This is a genomic window from Pseudoalteromonas luteoviolacea (assembly GCF_018100925.1).
Classification (GTDB): domain Bacteria; phylum Pseudomonadota; class Gammaproteobacteria; order Enterobacterales; family Alteromonadaceae; genus Pseudoalteromonas; species Pseudoalteromonas obscura.
This window is the reverse complement of sequence record NZ_JAGJEH010000017.1, coordinates 49,123-62,150: the sequence shown is the minus strand read 5'-3', so window position 1 is coordinate 62,150 and position 13,028 is coordinate 49,123. Positions and strand designations below refer to the sequence as shown.

Below are 13,028 nucleotides of genomic sequence, written 5' to 3'. Positions count from 1 at the left end.
GCTTGGGTTTTTGTCGTAAATAATATATCAAGACCATGATTTTAAATAGTTTATATTTTTAACTGGCTTATCTAAATAGTGAACATTCCGAAGTAGCCACACATCAATGGTTAGTGATATTTAATTGTTAATGGCTGAATGCAATGACGCCATCCATGGCAACACTGTGTCATTATGAAAAATACCCAAATTATCATTATTAAACGCAATAGCCTTGTATTCCGATTCCGGAATTGACACAAAATTTATCCGATACTGGTTAATTCCATTCATCATAAATTTTCAAGCTTATGATTATTAAGCTTTTATCTGATTGGCATGTTTTTCGCTCACTGGGTGGAGGCCCGTGTCATTTTTGATACGAAAAAGTAATAGTAACGAGAAGAGTAGATGGATATTCAAGTACCAAAGCCAGTCAGACAACCTTTCTTTAAACGCCATAGGGGATTAGGAGTTATCGTCTGTTTATTGGTGATCTGGTTGTTAGTGCAGTTGGATATAGGGCTGGCAACACAGTTACCAAAGAGTGACATAATGATTGCAACAGTAAAGCAAGGTGTATTGAACATTGAAGTGGATGCATTTGGCGAGTTGCAAAGTGAACAGCAACACATCATTACTACGACTAGTGCCGGTATCGTCACTGAGGTAGTTAACAAAGCTGGCAGTATAGTCGAAGCGGGTACGTTGATTGCAAAGTTGGAAAATCCGGATCTCACACTGGAGTTGAAACGTTCGCAGCAGCGACTAATTGAAGCCAAAGCAGACGAATTGCAACTGAATTTGCGGCAGCAGCGCGAGCGCTTGTTAGAGCAGTCTGTGCTGGGTCAGTTGGAAGGTGAGTTGGCGACCTTAACTTTTCGATTTCAGGCGCAAAAAAATTTGGTGGATCGCGGTATTATTTCAGAGTTATCTTTTCTTGAAACTCAGGCGCAGCTGGGTAGCTTGCAAACGCGAGTCTCGCATGCAAAAGCACGTATTGAGCAATTGCAGGGACTACATTTGAGTGCCACTGCACTTGCGCTAGAAAAGATTGAGCTCGCAAAACAGGAGCAGGCGTTATTGGCTGAAAAGGTTGCGCAACTTGACATTGTTGCAGCCGAGCAGGGAGTAATAGAAGTAATGCCGCTTGAGTTGGGTGCACGAGTTGAACGAGGTGCGCACGTCGCAACAATTGGCAGCCAGCATGCTTTGAAGGCTGAACTAAAAGTGAATCAATCTCAGGCCGCAAATGTACAAGTTGGTCAGTTGGTTAAGGTGTTTTCAGCTGCGCAAGTGATACGCGGCAAAGTAACACGTATCGATCCCGTCATTACTGCACATCATGTGATAGTAGAGGTCAGCTTACCATTACTGAGTGATATCGAGCTGAGGCCAAAGCAAAGTATTAGAGCGTCCATTGTCGTCGATACCATAGACGATGCCTTCTACGTGCAAAACCCCGTTGGAGAGGCTGCTAAAATGGCAACTTTGTACCGCGTTTTAGATGGTGGAAAAACCGAATTAGTTGATGTTCAATTCGGTCAAAAAAGTGGCCGCTACATTGAAGTAAAAGGTGGGTTAAAGGTCGGAGACTCTATTGTCATATCTGATCTCAGTAGTTACGCGCAACAAGCGCAAGCAGTGGTTATTCAATAGGAGTGAATATGCAAAACATGATTGAAATGCAGGGAATTGGAAAGGTGTTTGAAACACAGGATTTCCAAACCCATGCTTTGAGAAATATCAATATTTCAATAGAGCAAGGTGAGTTTGTATCCATATCAGGTCCTTCTGGGTGTGGGAAGTCTACCTTATTGTCGATTATGGGCTTGCTAGAGCCTGCGTCGACAGGGCGCTACTGGTTGGCAGGCCAGTCGGTAGACAACTTAACATTTGACCAAGCTGCTGCGTTAAGGAATTTACATATTGGGTTTATATTTCAATCTTTTAACCTCGTAGATGCGATGTCGGTATTTGATAATGTGGCGCTACCGTTGCGTTACCGTGTGCCCAAGCTCAGCGCGCAGGAATCCCAACAAAGAGTCATGTTATGTTTAGAAAAGGTGGGCCTTTCTCATCGCGCGCAGCATCTCCCCGGCCAATTGTCTGGTGGTCAACAACAAAGAGTGGCCATTGCGCGTGCACTTGTGACACAACCTAGTATTTTATTGGTTGATGAGGCAACTGGAAATTTGGACTCAAAGAGTGGTGATGCAGTGATGGGGTTAATTGGCGAGCTACATCAACAGGGTACCACCATTTGCATGGTCACCCACGACCCACGTTACGCTGATATGGCGTCACGTCAAGTGAAGCTGTTTGATGGCGAACTACTAGGTTGTGGTTATACAGCGCCAAAGGCTGAGATAAACATGTATAGGCCTTTGTAACGGGAACGACGTTGATGCGAAAAGAAAACTTCAGCTCGATTTCAGAGCTGTTTAAAAAGACAAAATTTACAGTGTTGTTTGTGGTGTTGTTGGCAAGTGCGTTGGCAGGCGGCACCATTGTTAGCTTGATTACTTGGCATGCTTATGCCCCGTTACCCTACCCACAAGATGAATCATTGGTGTGGTTGCGTGGCAGCATGACGAATCAAAAAGATGAGCAAGTGATGAGCAATGCGCTGTCTAACATTGCGGCACAGTATATAGCTAGCCAGGACTCCTCTCTTTCTATGGCCGTTCCAGTTTACTATGGGGAAGCGCTATATATGGATCATGTGCAGCAACCTCAACTTAATATGACTTACACCTCTCACGAGTTTTTTTCCTTATTTGGGCAAACACTGATACAGGGAAGATATTTTAGCGAGCAGCAGCAAGATGGTGTAACAGCGCCTGAAGTGGTAGTTAGTCAATGTTTTGCCGAGCGTTATATGCCAGCGCTATTAGCTCAGAGCGCACTGGCGTCAAGTCCGTCATATAGCATGGAGCTTGATCAGCGAGTCTTTCGCGTTGTTGGGGTTGTGGCATGTGATCGTACAGAGCCGCAACTGTATATGCCAAATCGCCAGACAGATGTATTTGTGTCATTTGCACATGTGATTGATAACACAAATGTATTACGAGAACATATAACGGTGCGCTACAACACTTTTTTGGTTGGTCGAACTAGAAGCGAATCCCTTGCTACTGGGGTGCCAGCGGATATTTCAGCGTATTTGAATGAGCAATTTAGCGCTGGTATTACAGATTTTGGTAGTCCGATCCGCAATCAATTACACTTTGAGTACATACCATTACAGCAATACCTCAAAGGAGATTTGCAACAGACAAGTCGATGGTTGTTGCTAAGTGGTGCGGCCTTTTTGTTGATCACTTTGGTCAACTTACTGACCTTTTACTTGCTAGATATTAAGAAGCAGCAGGCGCAATGGGTGTTGAAAACGGTGTTGGGAGCGCCATTGGATACCTTACGCGCTGCACACCGCTGGCAAGTGAGTGTGCTCTTTCTCTTGGCGGCAATGTTCGCACTGGTTTTAGCTGAGTTGGGAGTGACAGCTATTCACCACTTTGGCAAACAGGAAGTGGCACACCTTGATTGGTTAGAACTGCAAGTTGTGCATTATTTAATGGTTGCAGGAATTGCGCTGCTATTTGCCAGAGGGTATGCTGTGTTTGGATTTAAACAGCTATCATTTTCCAGCCTCTATCAAAATTTACAAAACTCAGGTAAAGGTCAAGCGAAACAACTTCCACAGTGGTTCAGCACCTCGGTTTTGATCGCCCAGCTTAGTGTCGGGCTGGTTGTCTTATGTATTGGCCTGTGGACTGCGATATATTTTGGCAACAAACTGAGCGTACCGTCAGGTATAAATGCTGAAGAAGTGGTCTTTGTTACTCGCCATCAAACCTCTTGGCAGCATGATGAACAGGCTGTTTTAGCTCGCAAACAGCTTTTCTTATCTAATAAACAAGCACTCTTAGCACACCCAAAAATTGCATCAGTGTCTTTAAGTAGTATCAGCCCATTGGATACAAGCTATTTGGCTGTGATAGGTACTCAACCGGGCGCTGAGGTGCAACACACGATGCAATCTCAGCTGGTAGGAGAAGATTACTTTTCACTTTTGGGTTTGCATTTGTTGGCGGGGAGCGCATTTGTATCTGCCGATAGCGACGCCCGTCAATCGGTCATCATTAATCGACAGGCGGCAACTAAGTTAGGGATCGGACTAGATGATATAGGCATGACTCTGTACGGGCGAGACGCTCAGGCAGTTAAGTTAGTGGGTATCGTGGAAAACATCTACAGCCATGCTCTGGGCGCCCCCGCAACTATTTATTACCCCCACGATTTTTACGAGTGCAATATGGTGATCAAGTTTAAGCCTGCGCAAACAGTGGATAAGCAGGAGTTGAACGAACTATTACAACAGCAAGCGAGTACACAAAGAATTCAAGATATGACGTATTTGGATGTGGATTTGGCACAATTGAATAAAGCGGCAGTCTTAAGCTTTTATTGCGGCCTTGGACTAAGCTTTTTAATGACGATGCAAGTGCTGGTGGGGCTGTACGGGCTTCTGGGTAACATCGCGTTAATGCAAAAGCCACTATTACTGATTAAGCAGCAAGTAGGTGCCACACGAAAGCAACTGATAAAGGAGCAAGTTCGATTCAGGCTAGCTCATTTTACTGGTGCGCTTTTAATCGCAACATGTGTAATCCTAGGTTTGGTAAGTTTATTACCCAGTGTGACCTACACTTTGTTGTTCTGTTACTTATTTTCTGTATTTGTCTTATTTATGGTGTTGTTTACTATAGATATTTATCACCTTTCTGGACAGTTGAAAAATTATTGAGAAGTTGTAACAGATTCTTACAAATGTCACACCCTAGGGAAGAGAAATCTTGATAATATAGCGCTAGGAAATTATCAATAGGTACAGTCATGCAAGCAAGAATACTGAAGTGGATAATACCCTTCGTCGCGTTGGGTATAGGGATCATTGGGTTTAAGGGCATTAATGCCGTGGCCAAAAACGACGATGCTTCTGATGCAGTGGATACTCGTCCCATTGTAGAAGTCGAAGCGCTGCAAGCGCAAGACCATCAGGTTTTAATCAATAGTTATGGTGAAGTCACACCGCTAGAGCAAACCATGCTTTCCGTACAAGTCTCTGGTGAAATTGAATATTGGCACTCTAACTTTGTCACAGGTGGTGTGGTAAGCAAAGGTGATGTTCTACTGCGCATTGAAAAGGACAATTATCAGGCAGCGGTACTGCAAGCGGAAGCATCATTGTCGAGTGCACAGGCTCAATTGATTGAGGAGCAAGCGCTGGCTGATGTTGCCGCAGATGAGGCAAAGCGCTTCCCTAATAAAAAGCATACTGACTTATTCTTGCGAAAGCCTCAGCTAATGAGTGCTAAAGCCGCGGTGAAATCAGCGAAAGCGGCACTTAAAAGGGCGCAACGTGACCTTGATAACTGTGAAGTTGTCGCACCATTCAATGCATTGATTGTGTCGAGAGAAGTGGGTCTTGGTCAGTTTGTCAGTACGGGTAGCCCTGTTGCACAATTAAATAATATTGAGCAAGCAGAAATTGTTATTCCTATCGCAGGGTTTGACTCTATTTTTCTACCTGAACAAGTTTCTGGGCTAAAGGCGACTTTAACGCAAAGAGGTGTTAATGGATTTACTCGCGACGCCGTCATTCATCGTGACTTAGGTATCGTTGATCAGCAAACGCGCATGAGTAGCTTAGTGGTTAGAATTGAAGACCCATATGGGCTGATAAGCAATGCACCGGCGATTAAATTTGGTACTTATGTACAAGTGCAGTTTGAGGGCAAAACCCTTCGTCAAATCTATCGTCTTCCTCAAGAACTCGTGAACAACCAAACGGTTTGGCTATTAAATGAAGAAGCGGAGCTCGAGCCTCGCCCGGTACAAGTGATCCGTGAAGAAGGCAGGTATTACTTGGTCGGAGAAGGGTTATCTAACAACGATAAAGTTGTTGTAACCTTACCGGAATACCCGCAGCGCGGCATGGCTGTCAAGGTTGCCGGCTCTGAAGATGCAGATGGAGATTCTGATAACGTGGGAAAGCTGTAACAGCAGGGAATGAACTATGAGTGAGCAAATAAGAACTTCCCAAAAAGGGTTAATCGCATATTTTGCGCATAACTCTGTCGCTGCAAACCTTATGATGGTCTTTATTCTGATCATGGGTATAGTGAGCTATTTCACTATTCAGCGGCAAATGTTTCCTAGCATTGAGCTGAATTTTGTTAGCATCAATGCGAGTTACCCAGGGGCGTCTCCACAAGAAATTGAAGAGAGCATCTTGATCAAAATTGAAGAGGCACTCAAAGATGTCACTGAGGTTGATAAAGGTGTATATCGTGCACGTCGCGGAAGCGGCAGCGTTCAGTTGGAAATTGATACGGATGCCGATTTAAGCGATGTGGTGGAAAAAGTGCGGACGCGTGTTGATGGGATCGCGACCTTTCCCGCTGCGATGGAACCTATCAGGGTACAGCAAGTTGAATTTCGCCAAGATGTGATCCAAATGGCACTGGCTGCTGACATTCCGCTCAAAGAGCTTAAGCCGCTGGCGAAAGAGGTGGAAGATGAGCTTCTGCAGCTTTCTAATGTGTCCTTGGTTGAACGGAGTACTCCAGCCTATGAAATTGCCATTGAAATTGATCCTGACACATTACGCCGTTATGGTTTAACCATTAGCGATGTAAGTAATTCAATTCGTCGCTATTCAACTAATATTTCTGCAGGTGAAATCCGTACAGAAGCCGGGATTATCTCTGTGCGTGTCGAAAATCAGAAGTACCGAGGTGACGAGTTTAAACGTATCCCTGTTAAAGTGGGGAGCAATGGCGCCAAAATTTATCTACAAGATGTCGCGGTGATCAAAGATGAATTTGTAGAAGGTGAGTTCTACTTCAAACAAAACGGCATCAATGCGGCGTTTCTATCAGTAAAAGCGACCAAAGAGCAAAATATGATCCCGGTTGCTAAGACTGTGCACGCATACATTGAGGCAAAAAACACCACATTACCTGAAGGGGTAACGTTAACGCCTATCGTTGATATGACGTACTATCTTGATGCGCGTCTTGAAATGATGAAGAAAAACATGCTGCAAGGGGCAATTTTGGTTGCCATAATGCTGTCGATCTTCTTACGCTTTAAATTGGCACTGTGGGTAATGATAGGTTTACCTGTGTGTTTCCTTGGCGCGATTATGTTGATGCCAGCGTTTGGGATCAGCATTAATATTGTGTCCTTGTTCGCTTTCATCATGGTGCTGGGGATTGTTGTCGATGATGCCATAGTGATTGGGGAGGCTGCCTATACCGAAGTTGAACGCAGTGGCCCCAGTGTTGACAGTGTAGTAAGAGGTGCAAAGCGAGTAGCGACACCTGCGACCTTTGGTGTTTTGACAACCATGGCTGTATTTGCACCTATGGTGATGTCGAGTGGACCGCAAGGCGCCTTTTTCAAATCGATATCCATTGTGGTGATCTTATGCTTAGTATTCAGTTTGATTGAATCAAAGTGGATCTTACCAGCCCATATTGGTCATACCAAATTTAAGCCACTACGTGAAAACAGCAGACGTGCACGTTTTAACAAACATTTCTTTGCTTTTGTAAATGGCCCTTATCGAAACTTTATTGAAAAAGCGGTTGCATGGCGATGGTCGGTATTTTGTGGCTTTATCGCAGTATTTTTAGTGAGTATGTCTTTGATAACATCGAATCAAGTGCGCTTTGTACCGCTGCCAAAAGTACCTCACGACTTCCCAATGGTGAAGATAATGCTCAATGATAATGTGTCAGATGAGCAGACTATGTCGGCGTTACAGCAAATAGAAAGCATGATGCTCGAGGTTGATAAAGACATTGAACGCGAGCATGGTCAGAAAATGATCCGAGACATTTTAGTGTGGAATGAAGGCCGCACGGAAGGCAGTGTATTAGCTGTATTGGTAGATGAAGATTTGCGTCCATTTGATGCGTTTGAATTATCTCGTCGCTGGCGTGAGGCCATGCCTTCTGTTGCTGGTGTGAAGTCACTCTTGGTGATTGACGATGTAAACGATGAAGGCAGTGGCGATGGTGAATTTGGTTATCTGCTATATGGTCCAGATGTTGATACTTTGAATGCTGCGGGCAGACAGTTCATCGCAATGCTGCAACAAGAAAAAGGCTTGTTTGATATCAGCTCTACGATCGATCCACCAAGCAAAGAAGTGCAACTTTCGCTTAAACCTGTTGCTTATGACCTAGGCTTGAATTTGGCCGATGTTGCGAACCAAATAGGAGATAGCTTTTATGGTGGTGAAGCACAGCGATTGATCCGAGATGGTGAAGAAATCCGTGTGATGGTTCGTTACCCAGAGCTGGATCGAGAGGCGGTTGCCTCGCTCAAGTATGCACTGATCAAAACACCGGACGGCCGTGAGGTCGTGCTTGGCGATGTGGTTGAATTTACCGAGAAACCTGGCGTTAGTTACATTCGTCGTGAAGGCGGCTATCGTACTGTGTACGTGTACGGTAGTATCGATGAGCAAACCATTGAGCCATCGCAAGTTGTCGAAAATATCCGAGAGGACTTATTACCTAGACTGACGGAGCAATTTCCAGAGGTGAAAACAGAGTTGGGTGGCTCGGTTGAGGAAACACAGGCTCAAGCAGATGAACAGGTTATGTTCTTTGCTGCAGGTATGATGATAGTTTACATTTTACTGGCTGTGCCTTTGAAGAGTTATTCTCAGCCTCTGATCATTATGTCGGTTATTCCATTTAGCTTGATCGGTGCCGTTTGGGGGCATTGGCTAAATGGCTTGGATATGAGCATGATGTCGACCTTTGGTTTAATTGCGGCCGCAGGGGTTGTGATCAATGACTCGCTCGTCATGACCGATTATGTCAACCAAGTGCGAAAAGAAGGCGTGGCTTTGAAGGATGCGGTTATTGAGGCTGGATGTGCGCGCTTTAGAGCGATCACTTTGACGTCTATCACTACATTTGCGGGTGTAACCCCTATTATCTTTGAAACCAGCTTGCAGGCTAAGTTTGTGATCCCAATGGCGATTTCACTTGGTTTTGCAGTGCTGTTTGCAACGTTGATCACCTTAGTATTGGTACCATGTTTGTACATTATTCTGGTCGATATTCAGAGTGTGTTTTCAAAGTTGAAGAGCAAGCGTAAGGGCTTTAAGAAAGGCTCTGCTCAGAAAATTGCATAAATAATTAAAATGTATCAAAAAAAGCCCAGCCTAGTGCTGGGTTTTTTGTTTTTATTTTGTAAAACTAGGCGCGGTGGTGTTGTCAACTTTAAAGTTATAAAGTAACACTTTCGTAATTCGTCTTGCTCAGTAATCAGGCTTTTAATAAATCCAGATAATCAACGTATGTGTGTAGACTATTGAGGCATTATTAAGATACTAATGTAGGTTATGGTACAAAGCTGTACCTCACACATTGCTATGTTAAACTGGATGAATAATAACAAATCAGGAACAACTATATGACCAAAGCGCTTACCCCGCCAGTGGCTAAAAAAGTACCACATGAAATGGAAATTCATGGGCATAAAAGGACAGATAATTATTACTGGATGCGTGATGATAAGCGTCAAAATGACGAGATATTAGCCCACTTAAAAGCTGAAAATGATTACTGTGAAGCGGTGATGACACCGCAAAAAAGTCTTCAAGACCAGCTGTTTGAAGAAATGAAAGGGCGTATCGTCAAAGATGATTCATCCGTGCCAGTAAAAGATGGTCGCTATTGGTATACCAATGAGGTAAGCGGTGAGGAAGAGTATGGCCGTCACTATCGTGCGTTGAATGAAGCGATGGATGACAAAAGCTTATTGCTCGATGTGAATGAGTTAGCCAAAGAGTTTGAATACTACGAATTGGCAGACTTGACAGTAAGTCCAAATGATAACTTACTGGCGTATAGCGAAGACACCGATGGCCGCCGCATTTATACCGTGAAGTTTAAAGATTTAACCACAGGTCAAATGTTGGAAGATTGCCTCCTTGAAACGGAAGGTGAAGTGATCTGGGCCAATGACAATCGCACTGTATTTTACGTGAAAAAAGACCTTCAAACGCTACTTGGGTTTCAAGTCTACCGTCATGTTCTAGGTACGCCGCAAAGTGAAGATGTACTCGTTTACGAAGAGCAAGACAGTCAATATTACATGGGCCTAGGCAAAAGCCGCGACGACAGCCAAATCTTTATATATTTATCTGCGACAGAAACCAGTGATGTCCTTTATCTTGATGCTGAGCAGCCGATGGGCGATTTCCAGCGACTGCTAGCACGTCAAGAGGGCCATGAGTATGGTTTAGATAAGTTTGGCGAGTATTACTATCTACTGACTAATAGTGATGCGAAAAATTTTCGCATGGTACGTGTTGCATTGGATGCGGTAAATGACCCAAACCAGTGGCAGGAGCTAATCGCACACCGTAAAAATGTGTTATTGGAAGGTCTAGAGCTGTTTGATTCGCACTTTGTGATCACGGAACGGGAAATGGGTCAGATCCGTTTTGTGATCCACGATTATTCAGGTGCGAGTTATCAGCTAGGCTTTGCCGATGAATGTTACTTTGCTGGCTTAGGGTATAATCCGGAGCCGAGTTCAACGTCGGTGCGTATTACTTACTCAAGCCTAACTACGCCAAGCAGCGTTTATGAGTGTGATTTGGCAACGGGACAAAAAACGCTGAAGAAGCAAGTCAAAGTGCTAGGAGACTTTAAGCCACAGGACTATGCATCTGAGCGTATACATATCACAGCCCGCGATGGCGAAAAAGTACCTGTTTCTATTGTGTATCGTAAATCTCTTTTCAATAAAGATGGCACCAACCCGTTGTTGCAATATGGTTATGGCGCCTACGGTTATACAATCGATCCGGTGTTTTCCAGCTCGACGTTGAGTTTATTGGATAGAGGATTTGTTTACGTAATTGCACATATTCGCGGCTCGGAAATGCTTGGTCGCCAGTGGTATGAAAATGGCAAAAAGGCCAATAAAGAAAATAGCTTTAATGACTTTGTGGATGTGACGCGCGCTTTAACCACGCAACAGTACGGCGCGACAGATAAGATCTTCGCATCTGGTGGCAGTGCAGGTGGATTATTAATGGGCGCTGTGATGAATCAGGCGCCAGAGCTGTATTTAGGTGTTGGATGTCATGTGCCATTTTTGGATGTATTGACCACCATGCTTGATGAATCTATTCCTTTAACGACCAATGAATATGACGAGTGGGGCAATCCTAATCAGTTAGCCGATTACGAGACAATTTTATCCTATTCTCCCTATGACAATTTAGCGGCGAAGGACTATCCTAATACTTTGGTCACTACTGGTCTGCATGACTCGCAAGTCCAATACTGGGAGCCAATGAAATGGGTTGCCAAGCTCAGAGAACTGAAAACTGACGACAACGTATTGGTATTTAAAACAGATATGGATGCGGGGCACGGTGGTGCTTCAGGCAGATTTAAGAGCTTACATGAAAAAGCGTTAGAAATGGCATTTTTCATATCTTTGCTGCCACAACCAACTGACTAATTAACCATTGCGTTGCGTAGGCATCGCGACCTTGGTTTAGGAGGGAGGATGTTTTCAGCACACGGTCAATGGCAAATTGATATTGCGCCGCCTACGGTATTTGTCAATTTAGTTGGCGCATTTAACTGTGAAGGGGTGATAGCCTTAGAGCAGGATGCACTTAAGCGTTGGCAAGCATTTAAACCGGGTCAATTACAATGTGCAGTGGTCAATTTGAGTGATTTTGAAATGACGACGCTCGATAGTATGTCGGCCCTCAAAACATATTGTAAAGATATGGAAATGCGTGGCTATCGCAGGATTGACTACATAGGTATCGATGCATTGTCACGTAAAGTCATCCGTGAGCTGTGGACTGACAGCAACATCAAGATACAGCTATACCTTGATGTTGCAGCATATCTGAGTCAGCACCCGGCATACCGAGGTGCTGCGCCTTGGTTGGACTAACCTAGGTAAGCTTTGAGCATCCACACCAGTTTTTCTTGTTCGGTAATGTAATCACTCATCAAAGAGGCTGTGCCCTCGTCTTCTGCATCTGCGGCTTGAGCCAGAATTTGACGCTGTGACTTAATCAATTGTGTAAAACCAGCAAGGAGTGTTGCAACCGCTTCTGGGCCATTTTGGATATCTTTTGCTTCAACAATTTCACTGGCGCTTAAGTAGTCGCTAAAAGCATGTAATGGCGTACCTTCAATGGTGAGAATACGCTCCGCTAACTCATCCACTTTCAACAGCAATTGATTATAAATTTCTTCAAACTTCACATGTAGTTCAAAAAATTCACGGCCTTTGATATTCCAATGAAAGCTGCGGGCATTCATATATTGGATCTGGTAGCTGCTCAATAATATGTTTAATGCTGCAACCAGTTGTTCACTTTTCTGTTCATCTAAACCGATACTGTTCGTCATAATTTGCTACCTTGTATTATTGATCCGTGTACTTCACGGCGCTTTAAAAAGTGTGTCACTGTGTGACCTTGTATGCTTTACAGTGTGGCTGAATGACAGGTCAAAGACTAACGATTAAAACCGATTATCGCCATCGAAAAAGCGGGTTGAGCCTGCTTAAACCTTGCCAATGTGTTTAATCATTCATCAATTTTTTGATCCACAACAAACTCAATTTAGTGTCTATTTAGAGTGATTTTACTGCTTGATGTAGGTCAAAAATCATACTTTTATTCAAGCCATAATGATTATGCAAAGCGCCCATTTTGTTTTATTTGAGCCATTTTCAGGGCGTTATTCTTAAGGAGAGCACTATGAAAGGTAAAACAGAATCACAACATAAAGGTGAGCTTACCGTGGTTGTCATTGCGCTGGTGACTTTTGTGGTCGGGTTGGTAGGTCATTTGGCTGGTGCAAGTTATGCCAACTCTGACAGCTTTGGATACTTGGCGGCACCTGTACCACTGATCACAGGTATCATTGCCCTAGTTGCATATAAAGTGGCACAAAAAGCCGATAAATAGT

9 protein-coding genes are annotated in these 13,028 nt (G+C 44.0%); 8 read left to right on the top strand and 1 reads right to left on the bottom strand.

The genetic code is table 11. From position 1 onward, the window contains the following. The first annotated feature begins 390 nt into the window (after positions 1 to 390). From J8M00_RS25465 to J8M00_RS25435, 7 genes are all read left to right on the top strand, one after another. The gene (locus J8M00_RS25465; RefSeq protein WP_211013196.1) at positions 391 to 1,638 is read left to right on the top strand and encodes an efflux RND transporter periplasmic adaptor subunit; all 1,248 of its coding nucleotides are present in this window, start codon (positions 391 to 393) and stop codon (positions 1,636 to 1,638) included. A gap of 17 nt (positions 1,639 to 1,655) precedes the next feature. Continuing rightward, positions 1,656 to 2,372, top strand: coding sequence for an ABC transporter ATP-binding protein (locus J8M00_RS25460; RefSeq protein WP_211013222.1), 717 nt, complete (start codon positions 1,656 to 1,658; stop codon positions 2,370 to 2,372). A 14-nt stretch (positions 2,373 to 2,386) separates the two neighbouring features. Beyond that, the gene (locus J8M00_RS25455) at positions 2,387 to 4,789 is read left to right on the top strand and encodes an ABC transporter permease (protein ID WP_211013195.1); all 2,403 of its coding nucleotides are present in this window, start codon (positions 2,387 to 2,389) and stop codon (positions 4,787 to 4,789) included. Between the two features lie 89 nt (positions 4,790 to 4,878). Beyond that, positions 4,879 to 6,045, top strand: coding sequence for an efflux RND transporter periplasmic adaptor subunit (locus J8M00_RS25450; RefSeq protein ID WP_211013194.1), 1,167 nt, complete (start codon positions 4,879 to 4,881; stop codon positions 6,043 to 6,045). Between the two features lie 16 nt (positions 6,046 to 6,061). Then, complete coding sequence (locus J8M00_RS25445; protein ID WP_211013193.1) at positions 6,062 to 9,202, top strand: efflux RND transporter permease subunit; 3,141 nt, start codon at positions 6,062 to 6,064, stop codon at positions 9,200 to 9,202. A gap of 281 nt (positions 9,203 to 9,483) precedes the next feature. Beyond that, positions 9,484 to 11,550: a S9 family peptidase gene (locus J8M00_RS25440; protein ID WP_211013192.1), complete on the top strand. Its 2,067-nt coding sequence runs from the start codon at positions 9,484 to 9,486 to the stop codon at positions 11,548 to 11,550. A 48-nt stretch (positions 11,551 to 11,598) separates the two neighbouring features. Then, on the top strand, positions 11,599 to 12,000 hold the full coding sequence (locus J8M00_RS25435; protein WP_211013191.1) for a hypothetical protein: 402 nt from the start codon (positions 11,599 to 11,601) through the stop codon (positions 11,998 to 12,000). Here the strand turns inward: J8M00_RS25435 and J8M00_RS25430 are convergent. Beyond that, a complete protein-coding gene (locus J8M00_RS25430) occupies positions 11,997 to 12,464 on the bottom strand; it encodes a Dps family protein (protein WP_023400246.1) in 468 nt (155 codons plus the stop codon). The genes J8M00_RS25435 and J8M00_RS25430 overlap by 4 nt on opposite strands. Positions 12,465 to 12,817: 353 nt before the next feature. Between J8M00_RS25430 and J8M00_RS25425 the strand changes: the two genes are divergently transcribed. Further along, positions 12,818 to 13,027 carry a hypothetical protein gene (locus J8M00_RS25425; RefSeq protein ID WP_023400245.1) on the top strand — a complete coding sequence of 70 codons (210 nt, stop codon included), beginning with the start codon at positions 12,818 to 12,820 and terminating at the stop codon, positions 13,025 to 13,027. Position 13,028 lies beyond the last annotated feature (1 nt).